This window comes from Streptomyces sp. NBC_01478, assembly GCF_036227225.1.
Taxonomy (GTDB): domain Bacteria; phylum Actinomycetota; class Actinomycetes; order Streptomycetales; family Streptomycetaceae; genus Streptomyces.
Genome location: NZ_CP109444.1, coordinates 6,607,591 through 6,628,792, shown reverse-complemented (window position 1 = coordinate 6,628,792; position 21,202 = coordinate 6,607,591). Strand labels below are relative to the sequence as shown.

The 21,202-nt window shown below is 71.0% G+C and carries 20 protein-coding genes; 11 read left to right on the top strand and 9 right to left on the bottom strand.

Annotated elements, in window-relative coordinates; genetic code table 11:
* Nucleotides 1-102: 102 nt before the first annotated feature.
* Nucleotides 103-1,335 (top strand): threonine aldolase family protein, encoded by a 1,233-nt coding sequence (locus OG223_RS30025; RefSeq protein WP_329255269.1) that lies wholly within the window; start codon nt 103-105, stop codon nt 1,333-1,335.
* A 239-nt stretch (nt 1,336-1,574) separates the two neighbouring features.
* Here the strand turns inward: OG223_RS30025 and OG223_RS30020 are convergent, their stop codons facing one another.
* Nucleotides 1,575-1,790, bottom strand: coding sequence for a hypothetical protein (locus OG223_RS30020; RefSeq protein ID WP_329255267.1), 216 nt, complete (start codon nt 1,788-1,790; stop codon nt 1,575-1,577).
* Between the two features lie 98 nt (nt 1,791-1,888).
* On the opposite strand from OG223_RS30020, the gene OG223_RS30015 reads away from it, so the two are divergent.
* On the top strand, nt 1,889-3,001 hold the full coding sequence (locus OG223_RS30015; RefSeq protein ID WP_329255264.1) for a DUF5937 family protein: 1,113 nt from the start codon (nt 1,889-1,891) through the stop codon (nt 2,999-3,001).
* A gap of 112 nt (nt 3,002-3,113) precedes the next feature.
* Here OG223_RS30015 and OG223_RS30010 read toward each other — a convergent pair whose 3' ends face one another.
* A complete protein-coding gene (locus OG223_RS30010; RefSeq protein ID WP_329255261.1) occupies nt 3,114-3,785 on the bottom strand; it encodes a response regulator transcription factor in 672 nt (223 codons plus the stop codon).
* Nucleotides 3,786-3,883: 98 nt separating this feature from the next.
* Nucleotides 3,884-5,089 (bottom strand): sensor histidine kinase, encoded by a 1,206-nt coding sequence (locus tag OG223_RS30005; RefSeq protein ID WP_329255258.1) that lies wholly within the window; start codon nt 5,087-5,089, stop codon nt 3,884-3,886.
* Nucleotides 5,090-5,207: 118 nt separating this feature from the next.
* Here OG223_RS30005 and OG223_RS30000 point away from each other — a divergent pair, with 118 nt between their 5' ends.
* A complete protein-coding gene (locus OG223_RS30000) occupies nt 5,208-6,239 on the top strand; it encodes an SAM-dependent methyltransferase (RefSeq protein WP_329255256.1) in 1,032 nt (343 codons plus the stop codon).
* A gap of 38 nt (nt 6,240-6,277) precedes the next feature.
* Here the strand turns inward: OG223_RS30000 and OG223_RS29995 are convergent, their stop codons facing one another.
* A complete protein-coding gene (locus OG223_RS29995) occupies nt 6,278-7,429 on the bottom strand; it encodes an NADH-quinone oxidoreductase subunit D (protein ID WP_329255253.1) in 1,152 nt (383 codons plus the stop codon).
* A 31-nt stretch (nt 7,430-7,460) separates the two neighbouring features.
* On the opposite strand from OG223_RS29995, the gene OG223_RS29990 reads away from it, so the two are divergent.
* Both OG223_RS29990 and OG223_RS29985 read left to right on the top strand, forming a co-directional pair.
* The gene (locus OG223_RS29990) at nt 7,461-7,961 is read left to right on the top strand and encodes a PH domain-containing protein (protein ID WP_329255252.1); all 501 of its coding nucleotides are present in this window, start codon (nt 7,461-7,463) and stop codon (nt 7,959-7,961) included.
* A complete protein-coding gene (locus OG223_RS29985; RefSeq protein WP_329255248.1) occupies nt 7,958-9,313 on the top strand; it encodes a PH domain-containing protein in 1,356 nt (451 codons plus the stop codon). The genes OG223_RS29990 and OG223_RS29985 overlap by 4 nt, the downstream gene beginning before the upstream one ends.
* Before the next feature lie 51 nt (nt 9,314-9,364).
* On the opposite strand, the gene OG223_RS29980 is transcribed toward OG223_RS29985, so the two are convergent.
* Together OG223_RS29980 and OG223_RS29975 are read right to left on the bottom strand one after the other, a co-directional pair.
* Nucleotides 9,365-10,657 carry a hypothetical protein gene (locus tag OG223_RS29980; protein WP_329255245.1) on the bottom strand — a complete coding sequence of 431 codons (1,293 nt, stop codon included), beginning with the start codon at nt 10,655-10,657 and terminating at the stop codon, nt 9,365-9,367.
* Between the two features lie 88 nt (nt 10,658-10,745).
* Nucleotides 10,746-11,882 carry an alpha/beta hydrolase gene (locus tag OG223_RS29975; RefSeq protein WP_329255243.1) on the bottom strand — a complete coding sequence of 379 codons (1,137 nt, stop codon included), beginning with the start codon at nt 11,880-11,882 and terminating at the stop codon, nt 10,746-10,748.
* Between the two features lie 223 nt (nt 11,883-12,105).
* On the opposite strand from OG223_RS29975, the gene OG223_RS29970 reads away from it, so the two are divergent.
* The 6 genes from OG223_RS29970 to OG223_RS29945 all read left to right on the top strand — a co-directional run bounded on the left by OG223_RS29970 (nt 12,106) and on the right by OG223_RS29945 (nt 17,550).
* The gene (locus tag OG223_RS29970) at nt 12,106-13,917 is read left to right on the top strand and encodes a phosphatidylglycerol lysyltransferase domain-containing protein (RefSeq protein ID WP_329255242.1); all 1,812 of its coding nucleotides are present in this window, start codon (nt 12,106-12,108) and stop codon (nt 13,915-13,917) included.
* Between the two features lie 462 nt (nt 13,918-14,379).
* Nucleotides 14,380-15,288: a dihydropteroate synthase gene (gene folP / locus OG223_RS29965; protein WP_329255238.1), complete on the top strand. Its 909-nt coding sequence runs from the start codon at nt 14,380-14,382 to the stop codon at nt 15,286-15,288.
* Entirely contained in the window at nt 15,285-15,788 is a 504-nt protein-coding gene (locus tag OG223_RS29960) for a nuclear transport factor 2 family protein (protein ID WP_329255234.1), read from the top strand. Before folP ends, OG223_RS29960 begins: the two co-directional genes overlap by 4 nt.
* A 246-nt stretch (nt 15,789-16,034) precedes the next feature.
* The gene (gene folB, locus OG223_RS29955) at nt 16,035-16,394 is read left to right on the top strand and encodes a dihydroneopterin aldolase (RefSeq protein ID WP_443073757.1); all 360 of its coding nucleotides are present in this window, start codon (nt 16,035-16,037) and stop codon (nt 16,392-16,394) included.
* Nucleotides 16,391-17,002 (top strand): 2-amino-4-hydroxy-6-hydroxymethyldihydropteridine diphosphokinase, encoded by a 612-nt coding sequence (gene folK / locus OG223_RS29950; RefSeq protein WP_329255229.1) that lies wholly within the window; start codon nt 16,391-16,393, stop codon nt 17,000-17,002. The genes folB and folK overlap by 4 nt, the downstream gene beginning before the upstream one ends.
* Before the next feature lie 59 nt (nt 17,003-17,061).
* Entirely contained in the window at nt 17,062-17,550 is a 489-nt protein-coding gene (locus tag OG223_RS29945) for a DUF3180 domain-containing protein (protein ID WP_329255226.1), read from the top strand.
* A gap of 111 nt (nt 17,551-17,661) precedes the next feature.
* Here the strand turns inward: OG223_RS29945 and folE are convergent, their stop codons facing one another.
* From folE to hpt, 3 genes are all read right to left on the bottom strand, one after another.
* Nucleotides 17,662-18,267 carry a GTP cyclohydrolase I FolE gene (gene folE / locus OG223_RS29940; protein WP_200688278.1) on the bottom strand — a complete coding sequence of 202 codons (606 nt, stop codon included), beginning with the start codon at nt 18,265-18,267 and terminating at the stop codon, nt 17,662-17,664.
* Between the two features lie 133 nt (nt 18,268-18,400).
* Nucleotides 18,401-20,434, bottom strand: a complete 2,034-nt coding sequence (ftsH, locus tag OG223_RS29935) for an ATP-dependent zinc metalloprotease FtsH (protein ID WP_329255219.1) — start codon at nt 20,432-20,434, stop codon at nt 18,401-18,403.
* 186 nt (nt 20,435-20,620) lie between these two features.
* On the bottom strand, nt 20,621-21,181 hold the full coding sequence (hpt, locus tag OG223_RS29930) for a hypoxanthine phosphoribosyltransferase (protein ID WP_033286141.1): 561 nt from the start codon (nt 21,179-21,181) through the stop codon (nt 20,621-20,623).
* Nucleotides 21,182-21,202 lie beyond the last annotated feature (21 nt).

Below are 21,202 nucleotides of genomic sequence, written 5' to 3'. Positions count from 1 at the left end.
CCGGTTGTCCACAGGCTGTGGGTTGTCGCACAGCCGCGACGCACGGCAATGCCTGTGGAAATCGGGGTGCTGTCGCGGACCCGCGCCAGGCATCATCCGGGCATGAGCGATACGGCGGAACAGGGCGAGGACCAGACGGAACGGACCGGGCAGGGAGCGGAGCCGCCGACCGACGAGGAACGGTTCCTGGAGCGCCGCGAGCGGCGGATCAGCGCGAACCGGAGTGCTGAGCGCGCCCTCGCCCGCTTCGGCTTCCTGGGCACACTCCGGGAACGGCTCGCGTTCGTCCAGGAGGCGGCCGAGTCGTACGACCTGGACGAGACGTCGGACATGTACGGCGGCGGCATCGTCGAGACCCTGGAGAAGCGAGTCGCCGAACTGCTCGGCAAGGAAGCCGCGGCCTTTTTCCCCACGGGCACGATGGCGCAGCAGGTCGCCCTGCGCTGCTGGGCCGGCCGCACCGGCAACCCGACCATCGCCCTGCACCCGCTCGCCCACCCCGAAGTGCACGAACGGGACGCGTTCAGCCAGCTCAGCGGGTTGCGCCCGGTCCATGTGACGAGCGAGCCCCGGCAGCCGACCGCCGACGAGGTGCGCGAGTTCCCCGAGCCCTTCGGGACGCTGATGCTCGAACTGCCCCTCCAGGAGGCCGGTTTCGTGCTGCCCTCCTGGGAGGAGCTCTCCGCCCTCGTCGAGGCCGCGCACGAGCGCGACGCGGTGGTCCACTTCGACGGCGCCCGCCTGTGGGAGTCCGCGTCCCACTTCGGCCGCCCGCTCGACGAGATCGCCGACCTGGCCGACAGCGTCTACGTGTCGTTCTACAAGTCCCTCGAAGGCATCGGCGGCGCCGCGCTCGTCGGCCCGAAGACCCTGATCGACGAGGCGAAGACCTGGCGGCACCGCTACGGGGGCAGGATCCTCCAGCAGTTCCCCACCGTGCTGACGGCCCTCGCGGGCCTGGACCGGGAGCTTCCCCGGCTCCCCGCGTACGTGGCCCACGCGCGCGTGGTCGCCGAGGCACTGCGCGAGGGCTTCGCGGCGGCCGGGATCCCATGGACACGCGTCCACCCGGAGCAGCCGCACACCAACGACTTCCAGGTCTGGCTGCCGTACGACTCCGATGCCGTCATGGAGGCGGCGATCCGACAGGCCGAGGAGACGAAGACCGCCCTCTTCGCCAATCCCTGGGGGGCGAAGGGCCCGGGTCTGGCGTTCACCGAGGTCTACGTACGGGCCGCCGCCCTGGAGTGGACGGCCGACGACGTGAAGTCGGCGGTCGCGGACTTCGTGGTCCGACTGAAGGAGGAGGTGGCCCGCCAGGAGGTGGCGGGGTAACCGGATCGGCAGCGAAATGCGGGGGAAGCGGCCGCCGGCCGGGAGGGCGTGCACGGCGGTCGGGGCCTGTAAGCAAGCGGCCCGCGCGCGGGCCGAGCGCGCGGGCCGAGCGCGCGGGCGGGGCACAAGAAGGCTGCCGGCGGACGGTACGCGGGAGCGACCACCGGACGCGCGGAACACGAGGTCGGATACCAACAGGCGGCACGCGCGCGGACCCCGGCAACCGCACCTGCACGCCGTCAGCAAGCCGAGCGCGCGTGCGGGTGCAGCCACCTGCCCAGGGTCCGCCGTAGCCGACCGTGGGCCGGGCGTTCCGCGACGACCGCGCGGAACTGCCAGTAGCCGCGGAGCTCGCGGGCGGTCCGCCAGTCGTGGGTGCCGGGTGGGGGCGGCGGGGCCTCGCCGAGCCGCTGGGCCCGGTAGGTGTCGAGGAAGTACTGCTGGGTGATGCTCATGTCTCCAGGCTGCGCCGCCGGCCGGGGGCTGTCGCGTCGATTGACGGGCGCCGTCAAACGAGGGGGCGTTGTCAGTGGCGGGGTGCACGATTGAGGACATGAGCGTGCACATCGACATCACCGGGCTGCGGCCGGAGCGGATCACCTTCGCGCCCTCGCCGCTGGGCGAGCTGTGCATGGCGCTGCACGCCATGTCCGAGCCGGGGCACCATCCGGGCCTCCAGGGCTGGGTGACCGGAGTGACCGCCCGGCTCGATCCGCATCTGGCCGACCGGATGTGCGAGGCGGACTTCCTGTGGCGGTCGACGTTCTCCGACCTGTTCCTGCCGTACGCGGGCATCCCGGGCCAAAGCACGCTCCCCGGGGCCACGCTCGCCGAGGAGCTGGACCTGCTGGACAAGCTGACGGACGAGCAGTTCGTGGACGCGGCGATGGAGTTCACCACCTGCGCGATCTCCTACAGCACGGGCGGACCCGGCCCGCTCACCGACGCAGGGATCCGGCGGCGCGCCCTGGAGCAGGCGGCAGCGCGCGGCCCGCATCAACTGGCGTTCACCGAGCGGCTGTTGGCCGATCCGCCGCGCACCAGGGCCTGGCTGCGGCAGTTCCTGGAGGACTGCGACGAGGCGTTCTTCGCGGACACCTGGTCCCGGATGCACCCCCAACTCGCCACCGACGCCCGCCACAAGACGGACCTCCTGCACCGCAAGGGCCTGGCGGAGGCGCTGACGTCGATATCCACCGCGGTGACCCTCGACGAGGCCGCCACACGCATCACGGTCGACAAACTCGGCACCGGCCGCACGGCCACACAGGACGGCGGCCTCCTCCTGGTGCCCACGGCCCTGGGCTGGCCGCACCTGACGGTCCTGTACCGGTACGGCTGGCAGCCCGTCGTGCACTACCCCGTGCACAACACGCCCAAGCTCGCCGCACCGACCTCCCTGGACCAGTTGACCCTGCGGATGACCGCCCTGTCCCACCCGGTCCGCATGCGCCTGTGCCGCAGCCTGGCCCGCAGCGCGTTCACCACCAGCGAGCTGACCCAGGTGCACGGCATGACCGCCCCCGAGATATCCCGCCACCTCGGCGTCCTGAAGAAGGCCGGCCTGATCACCACCCGCCGCCGCGGCCGCTACGTCCTGCACCAACTGGACGTCACGATGGTGGCCCGCCTGGGCAGCGACTTCCTGGAGGGCATCCTCAGATAGCCGCCAGATCCTCGGACGGCCGGCGGAAGGCAGCCGCCAGTCGCCCGACCACTGGCCCCGACAGACGGCCGACCACGAGGGGCCGGCGGCCGCCGACGGCGGCCAGGGCCGATCAGCCGTGCCCGCCCGCCCGCACCAGCCCCGTCTCGTACGCCAGGACCACCACCTGCACCCGGTCCCGCAGGCCGAGCTTGGTCAGGATGCGGCCGACGTGGGTCTTCACGGTCGCCTCGGACAACACCAGACGGGCCGCGATCTCGCCGTTGGACAGGCCCTGGGCGACGAGGATCATGACCTCGCGCTCGCGCTCGGTGAGCCGCTCCAGCTCCTTGTGCTGCGGCTCCTTGCCGGTGGCGGGCAGCATCGGGGCGAAGCGGTCCAGGAGGCGGCGGGTCGTCGAGGGCGCCACCACGGCGTCCCCGCTGTGCACGGAGCGGATCGCGGTGAGGAGCTCGCCGGGCGGCACGTCCTTGAGCATGAAGCCGGAGGCGCCGGCCTTCAGCCCGGAGAAGGCGTACTCGTCGAGGTCGAAGGTGGTCAGGATCAGCACCTTCGGCGGGTTCTCGCCCTGGCAGATGCGGCGGGTGGTCTCCACCCCGTCCAGCTTCGGCATGCGGACGTCCATCAGCACCACGTCGACCGTGGTCGCGGCCAGCACCTGAAGCGCCTCGACGCCGTCGCCCGCCTCCGCGACGACCTCCATGTCCGGCTGGGCGGCGAGCACCATCCGGAAACCGGTGCGCAGCAGCACCTGGTCGTCGACGAGCATCACGCGGATCGCCATCGGGTCCTCTTCCGTTCCATCAGCAGGATCGTTCAACAATCGGTTCAACAGGCCGTTCAACAAGTCGTTACAGGTGTCAGTACTCGGCGTACGAAAGGTCAGTGCGCGGGTTTCAGCGGCAGCAGCGCGCTGATGCGGAAGCCGCCGCCCGGCCGCGGGCCCGCGTCCAGCGTGCCCCCGACCATGCCCACCCGCTCACGCATACCGATCAGACCATGCCCCTGGCCGTCGGCGCCGCCCTCCTCGTACAGCTCGTGCGGGGCGCCCTTGCCGTCGTCCTCGACGAGCAGCCCGAGGCCGTCGTCGAAGTAGACCAGCCGCACGCTGGCGCCCGTGTTCGGGCCGCCGTGCTTGCGGGTGTTGGTGAGCGCCTCCTGGACGATCCGGTAGGCGGTCAGCTCGACGCCGCTGGGCAGCGGGCGCGGGGTGCCCTCGACCTTGAAGTCGACGGGCAGTCCGGACGTACGGCACTGCTCGACCAGGTCGTCGATCTGCTCGACGTCCGGCTGCGGCACGTACTCGCCGGCCTCCTTGTGCTCGCCGGTGCGCAGCACGCCCAGCAGGCGGCGCATCTCGGCGAGGGCCTGGCGGCCGGTGGAGGAGATCGTCTCCAGGGCCTTCTTCGCCTGGTCCGGCGCGGAGTCGAGGACATAGGCGGCGCCGTCGGCCTGGACCACCATCACCGACACGTTGTGCGCGACCACGTCGTGCAGCTCACGCGCGATCCGGGCGCGCTCGGCGGCGACCGCGACCTTCGCCTGCGCCTCGCGCTCCTTCTCCAGCCGGGCGGCACGCTCCTCCAGTTGCGCGAAGTACGCGCGCCGGGTGCGCATCGAGTCACCGAGCACCCAGGCCAGCGCGAACGGCACCGTCTGGAAGATCGCCAGCGCGATCAGCCCGGCGGAACTGGTGTGTTCCTGGGGCCAGCGGATCTGTGCCAGGGTCGCCGCGGACAGACCGGAGGCCAGGGCGAAGCGGGAGGCCCAGCGGGCACCGACCGCGGCGACCGTGTAGACGATCACCAACATGGCGAAGTCGGCCACCACGGGCTCGATGTCGAGGACAAGCTGCACCAGGCCCGTCGCCCCGGCCAGGACGAGCATCTTCTCCGGCCAGCGGCGGCGCAGCGCGATCGCCACACACATCACGGCGGACGCCGCGAGCGCCCCGGCGGCCGTCCCGTGCCGGCCCGACACATAGCTGGTACTCGCGATGCTCACGCCGCTCAGCCCCAGCAGGAAGACAGCCCAGAAGGTGTCGACCCATGTCGGGTGTCTGCGGAGGAAGTCATAGAGGCGCTGCACGTAACCCAGCGTAGGGACGCGTGAAGTGTGCCGGGGTCAACCGGAGGACCGATCCGTATACGCCCCGCGTACTCCCCAAGGTGGAGGCCCCGTTGTCCTGTGCACTTAGTCTGACCACGTGACGGAAGACACCACGGGCCGGTGGCGCGGCTGGCGGGCGGCGACGGAAAAGGCCCTCTACGGGCCTCAGGGGTTCTACCGCAGGCCCGAGGGACCGGCCGGACACTTCCGTACGTCGGTGCACGCGTCGGCGATGTTCGCCGGGGCCGTGGCGCGGCTGCTGTGCCGGGTGGACGAGGCCCTGGACGAGCCGGCCGCGCTGGACTTCGTGGACCTGGCCGCGGGCCGCGGTGAGCTGACGGCCGGCGTGCTGGCCGCGCTGCCCGCCGGAGTGGCCGCACGCGTGCGTGCGTACGCCGTCGAGATCGCCGACCGCCCCGAAGGACTCGATCCCCGTGTCGAGTGGCTGGCCGAGCCACCGAAGGGGATCACCGGGCTGCTGTTCGCCAACGAGTGGCTCGACAACGTGCCCGTGGAGGTCGCCGAGGTGGACTCCGGCGGCGTACCGCGGCTCGTGCTCGTACGGGAGGACGGGACCGAGCGGCTCGGGGAGCCCCTCTCCGGCGCGGAGGCCGCGTGGCTCGCGCGGTGGTGGCCGCAGGCGCCCGAGGAGGGGCTGCGCGCCGAGATCGGCCTCCCCAGGGACACGGCCTGGGCGTCCGCCGTCGCCGGCGTCGACCGGGGCCTCGCGGTCGCCGTCGACTACGCGCACACCAGGGACACCCGCCCCCCGTTCGGCACCCTCACCGGCTTCCGCGAGGGCCGCGAGACGGCACCCGTCCCGGACGGCTCGTGCGACATCACGGCCCACGTCGCCCTGGACGCCTGCGCGCAAGCGGGTGCTACGGCGGCCACGACAGCGGGCACGCTCCCCGGCGTACGCCTGCTCACCCAACGCGCCGCCCTGCGCGCCCTCGGCGTCACAGGCGCGCGCCCCCCGCTCACACTGGCCTCCACCGACCCGACCGGCTACGTCCGCGCCCTCGCGGGCGCCGGCGAGGCGGCCGAACTCACGGCGACGGGCGGACTCGGCGACTTCGGCTGGCTCGTCCAGTCGGTTGGAATTCCGGACCCGCTCGACGAACCGTGAACAGCCTCTACTTGTCGATTGCTTGTCGAAGTCCCGGGCTACTTGTCGATGTCCCCGACCACGAAGAACAACGACCCCAGGATCGCCACCATGTCCGCCACCAGCGTCCCCGGGAGCAGCACCGCGAGCGCCTGGATGTTGTTGTAGGACGCCGAGCGCAGCTTCAACCGGTACGGGGTCTTCTCGCCCTTGCTGACGAGGTAGTAGCCGTTGATGCCGAGCGGGTTCTCGGTCCACGCGTACGTGTGCCCCTCGGGCGCCTTGAGGACCTTCGGGAGCCGCTGGTTGATCGGGCCGGGCTCCAGCGCGGCGAGCCGGTCGAGGCAGGCGTCCGCGAGGTCGAGCGCGTTGTGGGTCTGCTCCAGGAGCACCTCGAAGCGGGCGAGACAGTCGCCCTCCTGGCGCGTGACGACCTTGAGGGTGTCCTGGAGTTCGCCGTACGCGAGGTACGGCTCGTCGCGCCGCAGGTCGAAGTCGACGCCCGAGGCGCGCGCGATGGGCCCGCTCACTCCGTAGGCGTGCACGGCCTCCGCCGACAGCGCACCGACTCCCCGGGTCCGCCCCCGGAAGATCTCGTTGCCGAGCACCAGGTCGTCGAAGCGGTCCATCCGGGAGCGCACCGCGGCGACGGCTTCACGCGCGCGTGAGGCCCATCCGGCAGGCAGGTCCTCCTTGAGGCCGCCCACGCGGTTGAACATGTAGTGCATGCGCCCGCCGGAGACCTCCTCCATGACGTTCTGGAGGACCTCGCGCTCCCGGAACGCGTAGAACACCGGGGTGATGCCGCCGAGTTCCAGGGGGTAGGACCCCAGGAACATCAGGTGGTTGAGCACCCGGTTCAGCTCGGCGAGCAGGGTGCGCGTCCACACCGCGCGCGGGGGGACCTCCATGCCGAGCATGCGCTCCACCGCGAGGACGACGCCCAGTTCGTTCGAGAACGCCGACAGCCAGTCGTGGCGGTTGGCGAGCATGATGATCTGGCGGTAGTCGCGCGCCTCGAAGAGCTTCTCGGCGCCCCGGTGCATGTAGCCGATGACCGGCTCCGCGTGCTGGATGCGCTCGCCGTCCAGGACGAGCCGCAGCCGCAGCACTCCGTGCGTGGAGGGGTGCTGGGGGCCGATGTTGAGCACCATGTCGGTGCTCTCCGCGGCGCCGCCGATCCCGACCATGGTCTCCGTCGTGGGAGTCATGGACACAGTCTCTCGTACGTACGCTTGCGGCATGGAAACGGGGACTGCCGACCAGGACGGCGCGGCGCGCGAGCCGGTGTGGACCGGGCTGCCGCCAGGGCTGCTGAAGATGCGACGCCTGTTGCTGGTGGTGTGGCTGGGGCTGCTGACCGTGGTCCTGGGCACGCTCCTGAACCTGTTCGCAGGGCTCGCCTGGGCGGCGTTCGCGCTGCTGCCGCTCGGCGTCATGGCCTGGGGCTGGGTGGTCCTGGGCCGCAACTGGCGCTCCTGGAGGTATGCCGAGCGCGCCGACGACCTGCTGATCAGCAAGGGCGTGCTGTGGCACCACGAGACGATCGTGCCGTACGGGCGGATGCAGCTCGTGGAGGTGACCTCGGGACCCGTGGAGCGGCACTTCGGGCTCGCGAGCGTCCAGTTGCACACGGCCGCCGCGGCGACCGACGCGACCATCCCGGGGCTCGTCCCGGCCGAGGCCGAACGGCTGCGCGACCGGCTCACCGAGCTGGGCGAGGCCCGATCGGCGGGGCTGTGACGACGCCGGGCGCCGACAAGGACGTACCCGAGGCGACCGAGGCCGTACGGGAGCAAGTGCCGCTTGTGGAGCGGCGGTTGCATCCGGTGACGCCCTTGCGCCGGGCGTGGGCGCCGGTCGCCGTCATCATCGGGTGGGCGGTGCACGACCCCAACCAGGCGCAGGAACAGCTAACGCGGCTGACCACCATCACCCTTCTGATCGCGCTGGCCGTGATCGTGCCGGCCGCCGGTCTGTACGGCTTCCTGACCTGGTGGTTCACGCACTTCGCGGTGACCGACACCGAACTGCGCATCCGCACCGGCCTGTTGTTCCGGCGCACCGCGCACATCCGGCTGGAGCGCATCCAGGCCGTCGATGTCACGCAGCCCCTCCTCGCGCGCGTGGCGGGCGTCGCCAAGCTGAAGCTGGACGTCGTAGGGGCCGACAAGAAGGACGAGCTCGCCTTCCTGGGCGAGGGCGAGGCGCGTGCCCTGCGGGCCGAACTGCTCGCGCGGGCGGCCGGGTTCGCGCCCGAGACCGCGCACGAGGTCGGCGAGGCGCCCGCGCGGCAACTGCTGCACGTGCCGGCCGGGGTCCTCGCGGTGTCCCTGGTGCTGACCGGCGCCACCTGGGGCTCGCTGGCCGCCGCACTCGTCGTACCGCCGCTGCTGTGGTTCGCCACCCACAGCGTGTGGACGGTCCTCGCGACCGCGCTGCCGCTGCTGGGCGCGGCGGGCGCGAGCAGTGTGGGGCGGTTCGTCGGCGAGTACGACTGGACGGTGGGCGAGTCCCCGGACGGGCTGCGCATCGACCACGGGCTGCTGGACCGCACGCACGAGACGGTGCCGCCGGGGCGGGTGCAGACCGTGCGGATCGTGGAGCCGCTGCTGTGGCGGCGGCGTGGGTGGGTACGGGTCGAGCTGGACGTGGCCGGTTCGTCCAACTCCGTGCTGGTGCCGGTCGCCCCGCGTGAGATCGCCGAGGCGGTCGTCGCGCGCGTGCTGCCCGGCGTGACGGTCCCCGCGCGCTCGGCGCTGTCCCGCCCGCCGCGACGGGCCGGCCGGTGCGTGCCGCTGTGGTGGCGGGGCTACGGCCTCGCGGTCACCGACACGGTCTTCGCGGCCCGGCACGGACTGCTCCGCCGGAGCCTGGCGCTGGTACCGCACGCGAAGGTGCAGAGCGTACGGCTCACGCAGGGGCCCTGGGAGCGGCTCTGGGGGCTCGCGGAGGTGCATGTGGACACCGGGGCCAACGCGACCGTCACAGCGCGTCTGCGGGGCGCCGAGGAGGCCGCTGAGCTGCTCCGCGGCCAGGCCGAGCGGTCACGGACGGGCCGCAGGGACGCACGGCCGGACCGCTGGATGGCCTGAGGCCGGACCGTCGGCCGGACGGCGTCAGGCCGTCCAGCGGTCCGGCGCCGGTCAGGAAGCCGCGCTGCGCAGCCCGGGAAGGTTGATCTGCTCGGTCTCGTCGTGTGCCGTCAGGTCGATGACCTGCACCGCGCCGACCCCGCGCGACCGGTCGTCGGCCGGCTTGAACTGCGCCTCCGCCTCGGCCTTGTGCACGGCGAGGGCCTCCTGGCCCACGACGTCGGCGAGATCCTCGTTCTGTACGGCGTCCATCTCGGCGGACGCCGCGCCCTTCTGCATGCCGAAGAAGTCGAACCCGCCCTCGATCATCGGTCGCCGCGCGGGAGCCGCCGGTACGACCGCGACCGCGGTCGGCACGGTGAAGTGCCCCGACGGGTGCGCGGGTTGGGCCGACTTCGCGGCCGGGGGGACGGCGGCCGCGTGCTCGTGCCCGTCGACCGCCTCGGGCTTCCCCTCCGCCTCGTCCTCCTGCGCGGCCTCCGACTCGGCGGGGCCGTTGTCGACCGCCACCGGGGCGGGCTCGGCCTGCGCGGAGTCGTCGTCCTTCGGCGCGGGCACCCCGGCCTCGTCGTCGTCGAGCCGGACCAGCGCCGCCTTGGCCCGCAGGAACAGCTTGGACCCCTCCGGGGAGAACACCGTGGAGACCGCGGGCTCGGGCTTCTCCTCCTCGACGGCCTCCGCGGCCGCGGACTCCTCGTCCTCGTCCTCGGTCGCCGCTTCCGCATCCGCTTCCGCGTCGGTCTCGTCCTCGGCCTCGACCGGGGCAGCCACAGCCCCGGTGTCGTCCGTCTCGACCTCGTCGTCCAGGAGGTCCATGTCCAGGTCCGCGTCGACGTCCACCGCGGCCTCGTCCTCCGCCCGCACCGCCGGCAACGCGCGCGTGGGTTCCGCGGCCTCTATCTCCAGCAGGCGGCGGCCCTCCAGGGCGCTCGCGCGCTCGGTCTCCGCCGTGGCGTACCGGCGCAGCAGCGCCGCGTGTTCGTTGCGCAGGCCCGCCAGTTCCGTGCGCTTGGCGCGCAGCTTGTGCTCCAGCTTGACGCGGAGTTCGCGCGACTCGTCGAGATCGGACTCGAGTTCGGCGAGCCGCTCCTCGTAGCGCCACTCGTCGCTGGTACGCGCGCGTACCAGGTCGGCGACCTGCTTGCCCGCCTGAGTGTCCCAGCGGCGCATGAACGCCGCGCCGACGAGCGCGGTCGCGGCGGCGATCGCCGCGACTATGCGGAGCGCCGCCGGTTGCGAGAAGACCCACGGCCCGAAGGCGCAGACGAGCGACACGCCTGCGATCGCCGAGGGGGGCAACAGCCGGTGCAACGGCGGGGAATGGCGGTGACGTCCACGTGGCATGGCCAGAAACTTACCGCGCGTAGGCGAATCGTGGTGCCCCGCCCGGTAAAAACACAGCCACCCCTATTCCCTCACAGGGGTTTGGTGGTCACTTCCACCAGTCGGTGAGCCGCCCGCTGATCCACTGGAGGGCCGGCGGGATCTCCCGTCGCCAGGTGTTGAAGTTGTGGCCGCCGCTCTCCAGGATGATCGACGAGATACGGGTGGAGTTCCTGGCCTTCACCTGGGCGATGAATTTCAGGGTGTCGTTGTAGTTGTGTTCCCCGATCCTGCTGCTGGTGACGAGCAGTGAGGTGTCGGGCGCGGGCCGGTGCTCGATGTACCACGACAGGTCGGCCTCGTTCCGCAGCGTCTCGTCGCCCTGGAAGAGGTTTCCCGTGGTGGCGTCGCTCGGCGCCTTGTAGTACGGCGACAGGCCCGCCGCGGCGGCGTACACCTTGGGGTGGTGCATGGCGAGTTTCAGGGCGCAGTAACCGCCCGTGGAATCGCCGATGATGCCCCAGCTCCCGGGCTTTTTACTCACCCTGTAGTGGGCCAGTACGGCGTCGGGGAGGTCCTTGGCGAAGAACGACTCGGTCTGCGGCCCGCCCGGGACGTCCACGCACTCCGTGTCGCGCGGCGGCGCCACCGTGGGCCGCATCATCACCAGGATCATCGGTTGCATCCGGCCGGCCCTGGCCAACTCCAGTGCCGTGCGGGGGTAGTTCAGCTTGTCGACGAGTGCCTGGGCGGTGCCCGGGTACCCCGTGAGGACGACCGTCGCCGGGAACGAGCGCGTGCGGTTACGCGGTTGGAAGTACTCCGGCGGCAGGTACACGTACGCGGGGGTGGCGATGTGGGTCGTACGGCCGACTATGTCGACGCGCTGCACCTGGCCGACGCTCTGCGGCCGCGAGGAGCCGCCCGGTGCGTCCACCCGCCGGGTCTCGACCACTTGGAGCGGTCCGCCCGTGCCCTGGAGCGCCGAGTTGTCGACGACCACTCCCTGGTCGGTCTCCTTGCCGAACAGGTCGGCCCAGCTCGCGTAGAACCCGAAGGCCTGGTTGGCGCCCAGGCCCACCGAGGCGAAGAGCACCAACTGCGTTGCCAGCAACAGCCCCACGCGTCCGCTGACGGCCCGCCAGTTCCGTCGGGCCAGCCGCGGCCACAGCCACACCGTGCCGATGAACAGCAGAGCGGCACACGCGAACGCCAGTACCAACACCTTGTTGCTCGTGAGTCCCATGAGCTGTCCCCGCCTGCGCTTTCCGCCCGCGGCACCCGCGTTTTCGCGAGGGCTTGCCCCAGGCTTTCCTTGGCCTTTGAACCGGCTTTTCGGTAAGGAAGGAACCTCCTTCCCGTAGACACCGTCCTAGAGGGCGCAATGTCGCCGGATGCCCGAATCGGGCCCGGATCCAAGGTCTCTCGCAGAACTACGGGATGCGATGTCTGTCAGGATAGATGGGGAAATGTCGGGTGGGGTTCCGAGCCGTTCAGGCCGGGTCCGGCGCATAGTCCGAGGTCCGCGCCCCGAGGTCGTTCCCACGCTCGTCGCCAGGGCCTGCGCCCTCGTCGGCCTGCTGGACATCGCCGCGGGGGTGTTCCCGCGCTTCCGGCACAGCCGTATGCACACGATGGCGGAGGTGCTGCCGGGCGCGCTCGGCCCCTTCGCGGCGGCTCTCGCGCTCAGCACCGGCGTGCTGTTGCTGCTCCTCGCGCACGGGCTCCGGCGGCGCAAGCGCCGGGCCTGGCGGGCCGCCGTGGCGCTGCTGCCGGCGGGCGCGGTGGCTCAGTTCGCGTACCGGCACTCCCTCATAGGAGTCGTCATCTCGGCCGCGCTGCTCGCACCCCTGCTGCTGCACCGCGACGAGTTCCGGGCGCTGCCCGACCCGCGCAGCCGGTGGCGCGCGCTCGCCAACTTCGTGCTCATGGGCGCCGGTTCACTCGTCCTCGGACTGGTGATCGTCAGCGTCCACTCCAAGCGCATGGTCGGCGACCCGAGCCTGGCCGACCGGATCACCCACGTCCTGTACGGCCTGTTCGGCTTCGAGGGCCCGGTCGACTACGAGGGCAGCACCTCCTGGACGGTCGCCTTCTCGCTCGGCGCCCTGGGGCTGCTCACCGCCGTGACGACGATCTACCTCGCGTTCCGTCCCGAGCACCCGGCCGCACGCCTCACCCCGGAGGACGAGACGCAGTTGCGCGCCCTCCTGGAGAAGCACGGCCGGCGCGACTCGCTCGGTCACTTCGCGCTGCGCCGCGACAAGGCCGTCGTCTTCTCGCCCAGCGGCAAGGCGGCGGTGACGTACCGCGTCGTCTCCGGGGTGATGCTCGCCAGCGGTGACCCGATCGGCGACGTGGAGGCCTGGCCGGGCGCCATCGAGCGGTTCATGGACGAGGCGAAGGCCCACTCCTGGACGCCGGCCGTCATGGGCTGCTCGGAGACGGGCGGCGAGGTGTGGACCCGCGAGACCGGCCTCGACGCCCTCGAACTCGGCGACGAGGCGGTGGTCGACGTGGCGGATTTCTCGCTCGCCGGGCGCGCGATGCGCAACGTACGCCAAATGGTGAAGCGCATCGAGCGGGCCGGCTACGAAACCCGGGTACGGCGTGTACGTGACCTCGGCGAGGGCGAGTTGGAGCGGATCCGGCTCGCCGCGGAGGCCTGGCGGGGCACCGACACCGAGCGCGGCTTCTCCATGGCGCTCGGCCGCATCGGCGACCCGGAGGACGGTGACTGCTTCATCGCGACCGCCCACAAGGCGGACGAACAGCCGGGCGAGTACGGCGACTTGAAGGCGATCCTGCACTTCGTGCCCTGGGGCACCGACGGCATGTCGCTGGACCTGATGCGCCGCGACCGCGCGGCGGACCCGGGGATGAACGAACTGCTCATCGTGGCCTCCCTCCAGGCGGCACCGAAGCTCGGCATCACGCGCGTGTCGCTCAACTTCGCCATGTTCCGCGCGGCACTCGCGCGGGGCGAGAAGATCGGCGCGGGCCCGGTGCTGCGCGCCTGGCGCGGACTGCTCGTGTTCCTGTCCCGCTGGTTCCAGATCGAGTCCCTGTACAAGTTCAACGCGAAGTTCCAGCCCCGCTGGGAACCCCGCTTCGTCGTCTACCGCGCCTCCGGCGACCTCCCGCGCATCGGCTTCGCCGCGATGCAGGCGGAGGGCTTCGTCAACCTGGCCCTCCCGCTGCCGCGCTTCCTGCGCCGCCGCAAGGCCGTGGCTCCGGCGTGCACGCACGGCTTGGCGGAACGGGACGTACGGGCGGCCTGACCGACGGGTCCGGCCCGAGCGAGAACCTCAGTTCCGGCTGGGGGTATCGCTCGGGCCGGACCGGAGCTTTCCGCCCGGCCCGGCCCGGAGGCCCTCGCGCGGGGCGCTACGGCGATGGGCCCGGTCCACCGCACCACGGCAACCACGGCAAGGCTCGGCGGCCGCCGACAGGCGATCCACGGCCGTAAGCCAGTACGGCGCAACCGCGCACCACCGCCGCGAAGGCAGGCCGCCACCGGACGGTCCACGGCAGAGGGCCCCGCTCCCCGGCTCTCGCGCCCCCTGCGGAGCACGCCGACCGGCGGAGCGCTGTCGAGTCGGGCGAGGCCCGTACCCCGCCCGCCCCGCAGGCAGAACGACCCACGACCCACCCCGCCCCGGAGCCCCCCTCCCGCACCGGACCAGCCCCTTCCACCCGGCCCGCAGGGCCGCACCCCCTCGCTCTGGGCCTAGGCTGAACGTATGAGCAAGCAGAGCGGACGCGGGCGCGTCACGGGCCTTCCGGAGTGGGACCGGTGCGCGGTCATGGGAGTCGTGAACGTCACCCCCGACTCCTTCTCCGACGGCGGCCGCTTCTTCGACACCACGGCAGCCGTCAAGCGCGGCCTCGGCCTGGTCACCGAAGGCGCCGACCTGGTCGACGTCGGCGGTGAGTCCACCCGCCCCGGCGCCTCCCGCGTCGACGAGGCCGAGGAACTCAAGCGCGTCATCCCCGTGGTCCGCGGCCTCGCCTCCGAGGGCGTCACCGTCTCCGTGGACACCATGCGCGCCTCCGTCGCCGAGCAGGCCCTCACCGCCGGCGCCGCACTCGTCAACGACGTCAGCGGCGGTCTCGCCGACCCCGCGATGATCCCGGTCGTCGCCGCCTCGGGCGCCCCCTTCGTGGTCATGCACTGGCGCGGCTTCCTGGAGGGCGGCAACGTCAGAGGCGTCTACGACGACGTCGTCACCGAGGTCGTCGACGAACTGCACGCACGCGTGGAGGCCGTTCTCGCGGGCGGTGTCTCCCCGGACCGCGTCGTCGTCGACCCGGGCCTCGGCTTCTCCAAGGACGCCGAGCACGACCTCGTCCTCCTCGCCCACCTCGACCGCCTGCTCGCCCTCGGCCACCCCCTCCTGGTCGCCGCGTCCCGCAAACGGTTCCTCGGCCGCGTCCTCGCAGGCCCCGAGGGGGCGCCCCCGCCCGCGCGCGAGCGCGACGCCGCCACGGCCGCCGTCTCCGCGCTCGCGGCGCACGCCGGCGCGTGGGCGGTGCGCGTCCACGAGGTCCGCGCCACGGCCGACGCCGTACGCGTCGCACGCGCCGTCGAGTGGGCGCGCGCCACCGGCGCCCCCGCGGCCTCGCACACCAGCTCCGAGGGAGCCCTGTGACCGCCCCCCACACCGACGTCGAGCAGGTGGAACTCGCCAACACCGCGTTCTACGAGACGCTGGAGCGCGGTGACTTCGACGAGTTGTCCGCGCTCTGGCTCACTCCGGCCGACCTCGGCATCGACGAGGAGTACCACGACCCGGCGGACAGCGGTGTGATCTCCTGCGTGCACCCGGGCTGGCCGGTGCTCACCGGACGCGGCGAGGTCCTGCGGTCGTACGCGCTGATCATGGCGAACACCGAGTACATCCAGTTCTTCCTCACCGACGTGCATGTCTCTGTGACCGGCGACACCGCGCTGGTCACCTGCACGGAGAACATCCTCAGCGGCGGCCCCTCCCCCGACGACAGCGACGAACTGGGCCCGCTCGTCGGCCAGCTCGTGGTCGCCACGAACGTGTTCCGGCGCACCCCCGAGGGCTGGAAGCTCTGGTCGCACCACGCGTCCCCGGTGTTGGCCGAAAACGACGAGGACGACAGCGAGGACACCCCCACCTGAGTGGGTAGGCGCCCATCAGGCCGAAGAAGTGGTTGGAATCACGAACCCCGGGGTAGGGGCGGCTACCGACCCATGAGCCACCGGGTTCCCCAGGGGAAACGCTCCACGAACCCCCTGGCCCCGGACAGTGCCCACGCCCTCGTGGCCCGGCATTGTCAGTGCCCGCAGGTAGATTCGTTCGAGGCCGGGGTACCGCCCGCACACGGTACGAACCGGCCACCACCGACGATTGCAGGAGTGATTCGCGTGGATCGTGTCGCGCTGAGCGGCCTGAAGGCCCGCGGGCACCACGGCGTGTTCCCCAAGGAGCGCGAGGAGGGCCAGACCTTCATCGTGGACCTCGTCCTGGGGCTGGACACCCGGCCGGCCGCCGCCGACGACGACCTGACGAAGACCGTGCACTACGGCGTCGTGGCGGAGGAGGTCGTGGCCGTCGTCGAGGGTGAGCCCGTCAACCTCATCGAGACCCTCGCCGAGCGCATCGCGCAGACCTGCCTGAAGCACGAAGGGGTCGAGGAGGTCGAGGTCCGCGTCCACAAGCCGGACGCCCCGATCACCGTCCCCTTCGACGACGTGACCGTCACCATCACCCGGAGCCGAGTATGACCTTCTCGTTCACCGAGGGTCACAGCGACCCGACCGTCCAGCCGGTGCCCGCCTCCGTGGTGCAGCAGGTGGACGCCGCCGACACCACCCTCAGCAACCCGAGGCGCGCCGTGATCTCCATCGGCGCGAACCTGGGCAACCGCCTGGAGACCCTCCAGGGCGCCGTCGACGCCCTGGAGGACACCCCCGGCGTCCGCATCAAGGCCGTGTCCCCGGTCTACGAGACGGAGCCGTGGGGCGTCGAGCCCGGCAGCCAGCCGTCGTACTTCAACGCGGTCGTCGTCCTCAAGACCACCCTGCCCCCGTCCTCCCTGCTGGAGCGGGCGCACGCGGTCGAGGAGGCGTTCCACCGGGTCCGCGAGGAGCGCTGGGGCGCGCGCACGATCGACGTCGACATCGTCGCGTACGCCGACGTCGTCTCCGACGACCCGGTGCTGACACTCCCCCACCCGCGCGCCCACGAACGGGCCTTCGTGCTCGCCCCCTGGCACGACGTGGAGCCCGAGGCGCAGTTGCCCGGCCACGGCCCGGTCGCCGCCCTCCTGGACGACATCACCCGTGACGGCGTCGCGCCCCGCAAGGACCTGGAACTCCGGCTGCCCGAGTAGTCGTTAAGGTCGAGACGACCACAACGCCCGGACAGGGCACGGGGAGCTGAAGGGACACCGTGAGAGAGCTGCGGATCAGGGTGCTGGCCGGCGTGTTCGTGATCGCCGGAGTGCTGTCCTGGGCGGGGGCCCGCCTGTGGAGCGCGGTGGGGACCCTGCCGAGCGTCCCGCTGGCCGCGCCCGTCGTGCTCGCCGTGATCGCCGTGGTCCTGCTGGCCACGGCGCTCTCCCTGCGCGCCCGCCTCAAGGCCCAGCGCGAGCGCCGCCCCGGCGCCAAGGGCGTCGACCCCTTGATGGCCGCCCGCGCGGTCGTCTTCGGCCAGGCCAGCGCCCTGGTCGCCGCCCTCGTCGCCGGCATGTACGGCGGCACGGGCGCCTACCTCCTGGAGTCCCTGGACATCCCCGCCCGCCGCGACCAGGCCATCTACGCCGGCTTCTCGGTCCTGGCGGGCATCGCGGTGATAGTGGCGGCCATCTTCCTGGAGCGAGTCTGCAAACTCCCGGAGGACGACGACAACAACACGGCAGGGGCAACACCGGTCACCTGAGAGCGCCCCCGACTTGAGCGCCCCAAAGGGGCGCGGGGAACTGCGCGACCAGCCCCCACAGACCCGCACCCAACCGAGGACCCGCCCCGGTCCTTCCAGCGAAGCGATCCGTCAGCGCGCCATGATGAGACTCATCGCCTCATTACGCGTCGCCGAGTCCCGCAACTGCCCCCGCACCGCCGACGTGATCGTCTTGGCCCCCGGCTTCCGCACACCCCGCATCGACATGCACATGTGCTCGCACTCGACCACGACGATGACTCCACGCGGCTCCAGAATCTCCATCAGGGAGTCGGCGATCTGCGTGGTGAGCCGTTCCTGCACCTGCGGCCGCCGAGCATAGACGTCCACCAGCCGGGCCAGCTTCGACAGCCCCGTGATCTTGCCGTCGGCGGACGGGATGTAGCCGACATGGGCGACGCCGACGAACGGCACCAGATGATGCTCACAGTTGCTCAGGACCTCGATGTCCTTCACCAGGACCATCTCGTCGTGCCCCAGGTCGAACGTCGTCGTCAGCACATCCTCGGGCTTCTGCCACAGCCCCGCGAATATCTCCTTGTACGCCCGCGCCACCCGCGCCGGCGTCTCCCTGAGCCCCTCCCGGTCCGGGTCCTCACCGACCGCGATCAGCAGTTCGCGTACGGCGTTCTCGGCACGCTTCTCGTCGAAGACGCCGATCGCTCCCTCGCCGTCCAGCGTCACGGGATCGGTCATGTCGTGCCTCGTTCCTGTGCGGGTCGCGCGTGTGCGGGACACACGCCTCAGTTGCGGGCATATGGAAAAGCCGCGCCCCCCAGGCTAAATCCAGGGGGGCGCGGCATCCATTTCAGGCCGTGTGAGACGCGCGTCAGTTCTCGGGGCGCTCCTCCGGGGCCTTCTCCAGCGTGGGAGAGGACTCGGCGGTCGCACCGGCGGTGATCGCGGGACCCACGCCGTTCGTGCCGTTCGTCAGTGACAGCTCCTTGGGGGAGAGCACCGGCGGGCGGGTGGACGGCGTACGGCGGGAGGAGCCGGTCCACGAGGGACGGGCCGGACGCCGGACGATCGGAGCGAAGACCTCGGCGATCTGCTCCTTGTTCAGCGTCTCCTTCTCCAGCAGTTGGAGCACGAGCGCGTCGAGCACGTCACGGTTCTCGACCAGGATCTCCCAGGCCTCGTTGTGCGCGTTCTCGATGAGCTTCTTGACCTCTTCGTCGACGAGCGCGGCGACCTCTTCCGAGTAGTCGCGCGGGTGCGACATCTCCCGGCCCAGGAAGGGCTCGGTGTTGTCGCCGCCGAACTTGATCGCGCCGAGGCGCTCGGTCATGCCGTACTGCGTGACCATCGCACGGGCCGTCGCGGTGGCCTTCTCGATGTCGTTCGCGGCACCGGTGGTCGGGTCGTGGAAGACCAGTTCCTCGGCAGCGCGGCCGCCCAGCATGTAGGCGAGCTGGTCGAGCATCTCGTTGCGCGTGGTCGAGTACTTGTCCTCTTCGGGCAGGACCATCGTGTAGCCCAGAGCACGGCCTCGGGAGAGGATCGTGATCTTGTGGACCGGGTCGGAGTTCGGGGAAGCCGCCGCGACCAGGGCGTGTCCGCCCTCGTGGTACGCGGTGATCTTCTTCTCCTTGTCCGACATGATCCGGGTCCGCTTCTGCGGGCCCGCGACCACACGGTCGATCGCCTCGTCCAGCATGAAGTTGTCGATCAGCTTGCGGTTGCCCCGGGCGGTGAGCAGGGCGGCCTCGTTGAGGACGTTGCTCAGGTCCGCGCCGGTGAAGCCCGGCGTACGACGGGCGACCGCGGAGAGGTCGACGTCCGGTGCGACCGGCTTGCCCTTCTGGTGAACCTTGAGGATCTCCAGACGGCCCTGCATGTCCGGACGGTCGACCGCGATCTGGCGGTCGAAGCGGCCGGGGCGCAGGAGGGCCGGGTCGAGGATGTCGGGCCGGTTCGTCGCGGCGATGAGGATCACGCCGCCCTTGACGTCGAAGCCGTCCATCTCGACGAGCAGTTGGTTCAGCGTCTGCTCGCGCTCGTCGTGTCCACCGCCGAGGCCGGCGCCGCGATGGCGGCCGACCGCGTCGATCTCGTCGACGAAGACGATCGCCGGAGCGTTCGCCTTGGCCTGCTCGAACAGGTCACGGACCCGGGAGGCACCGACACCGACGAACATCTCGACGAAGTCGGAACCGGAGATCGAGTAGAAGGGCACCCCGGCCTCGCCCGCGACGGCGCGCGCCAGCAGGGTCTTGCCGGTGCCGGGCGGGCCGTACAGGAGTACGCCCTTGGGGATCTTGGCGCCGACGGCCTGGAACTTCGCCGGCTCCTGGAGGAACTCCTTGATCTCGTGCAGTTCCTCGACGGCCTCGTCGGAGCCCGCGACGTCCGCGAACGTCGTCTTCGGGGTGTCCTTGGTGATGAGCTTGGCCTTGGACTTCCCGAAGTTCATGACTCGGGAGCCGCCGCCCTGCATCTGGTTCATCAGGAACAGGAAGACGACCACGATGAGGACGAAGGGGAGCAGCGACAGCAGGATCCCGACGAAAGCGTTCTGCTTCGTCGGCGAGACCGTGTAGCCGTCCGGAATCTGCTTGTCCTGGTACTTGGTCTGCAGCGTGGCCGCGAGGTCCACGCCTTGGTCGCCGATGTAGCTCGCCTGGATCTTGGAGCTGCCCTCGACCTTGGAGCCGCTCTTGAGCGTGACCTTGACGGTCTGCTCGTCGCCTGTGGTGATCTTGGCCGACTCGACCTTGTTGTCATTGATCGCCTGGACGACCTGGCCTGTGTCCACCGTCTTGTAGCCGCCGGACGAGCCGACGACCTGCATCAACACGACCACGGCAAGGACGGCCAGCACGATCCACATGACCGGCCCACGGAAGTATCGCTTCACGTCCATCCATACGGAGCGAAGTCGCTCCGTCCCTCCTGCCATAGTGAGTTTGATAAAGACAGTTCTTCTGACCGTACCCCAGCCATGTTGCCCGAAGTCTCACGGGACGGCTGGGAGACGCGTCTGCATGCTCCAACGGCGCGAAACCCGCTGGGGTTCCCGATCGTCTTACAGGGCTTGGGCCGAGTGGCTCTAGCCGCCGTAGACGTGCGGCGCGAGCGTACCGACGAACGGGAGGTTGCGGTACTTCTCCGCGTAGTCGAGGCCGTAGCCGACGACGAACTCGTTCGGGATGTCGAAGCCGACCCACTCCACCTCGATGGCGACCTTGGCCGCCTCCGGCTTGCGCAGCAGGGTGCAGATCTTCAACGAGTCGGGCTCGCGCGAGCCGAGGTTGGAGATCAGCCAGGACAGCGTCAGTCCCGAGTCGATGATGTCCTCGACGATGAGGACGTGCTTGCCCTTGATGTCGGTGTCGAGGTCCTTGAGGATCCGCACGACACCGGAGGACTGGGTGCCCGCGCCGTACGACGACACGGCCATCCAGTCCATGGTGACGGGGGTGGACAGCGCCCGGGCGAGGTCCGCCATGACCATCACCGCGCCCTTGAGAACGCCGACGATCAGCAGATCCTTGCCCGCGTACTCCGCGTCGATCTTCGCGGCGAGCTCCACGAGCTTCGCGTCGATCTCTTCCTTGGTGATGAGCACCGACTGGAGGTCGTCACCCATGTCTTTCGCGTCCACCCGCATCACTTTCGGTCGTCCCACCGG

What these genes read in the sequence shown, in the direction of transcription:
- OG223_RS30025 (WP_329255269.1), top strand. Translation starts at nt 103, where the DNA reads ATGAGCGATACGGCGGAACAGGGCGAGGACCAGACGGAACGGACCGGG.
- OG223_RS30020 (WP_329255267.1), bottom strand. Translation starts at nt 1,790, where the DNA reads ATGAGCATCACCCAGCAGTACTTCCTCGACACCTACCGGGCCCAGCGG.
- OG223_RS30015 (WP_329255264.1), top strand. Translation starts at nt 1,889, where the DNA reads ATGAGCGTGCACATCGACATCACCGGGCTGCGGCCGGAGCGGATCACC.
- OG223_RS30010 (WP_329255261.1), bottom strand. Translation starts at nt 3,785, where the DNA reads ATGGCGATCCGCGTGATGCTCGTCGACGACCAGGTGCTGCTGCGCACC.
- OG223_RS29995 (WP_329255253.1), bottom strand. Translation starts at nt 7,429, where the DNA reads ATGACTCCCACGACGGAGACCATGGTCGGGATCGGCGGCGCCGCGGAG.
- OG223_RS29990 (WP_329255252.1), top strand. Translation starts at nt 7,461, where the DNA reads ATGGAAACGGGGACTGCCGACCAGGACGGCGCGGCGCGCGAGCCGGTG.
- OG223_RS29980 (WP_329255245.1), bottom strand. Translation starts at nt 10,657, where the DNA reads ATGCCACGTGGACGTCACCGCCATTCCCCGCCGTTGCACCGGCTGTTG.
- OG223_RS29975 (WP_329255243.1), bottom strand. Translation starts at nt 11,882, where the DNA reads ATGGGACTCACGAGCAACAAGGTGTTGGTACTGGCGTTCGCGTGTGCC.
- OG223_RS29970 (WP_329255242.1), top strand. Translation starts at nt 12,106, where the DNA reads ATGTCGGGTGGGGTTCCGAGCCGTTCAGGCCGGGTCCGGCGCATAGTC.
- folP (WP_329255238.1), top strand. Translation starts at nt 14,380, where the DNA reads ATGAGCAAGCAGAGCGGACGCGGGCGCGTCACGGGCCTTCCGGAGTGG.
- folK (WP_329255229.1), top strand. Translation starts at nt 16,391, where the DNA reads ATGACCTTCTCGTTCACCGAGGGTCACAGCGACCCGACCGTCCAGCCG.
- folE (WP_200688278.1), bottom strand. Translation starts at nt 18,267, where the DNA reads ATGACCGATCCCGTGACGCTGGACGGCGAGGGAGCGATCGGCGTCTTC.
- ftsH (WP_329255219.1), bottom strand. Translation starts at nt 20,434, where the DNA reads ATGGACGTGAAGCGATACTTCCGTGGGCCGGTCATGTGGATCGTGCTG.
- hpt (WP_033286141.1), bottom strand. Translation starts at nt 21,181, where the DNA reads ATGCGGGTGGACGCGAAAGACATGGGTGACGACCTCCAGTCGGTGCTC.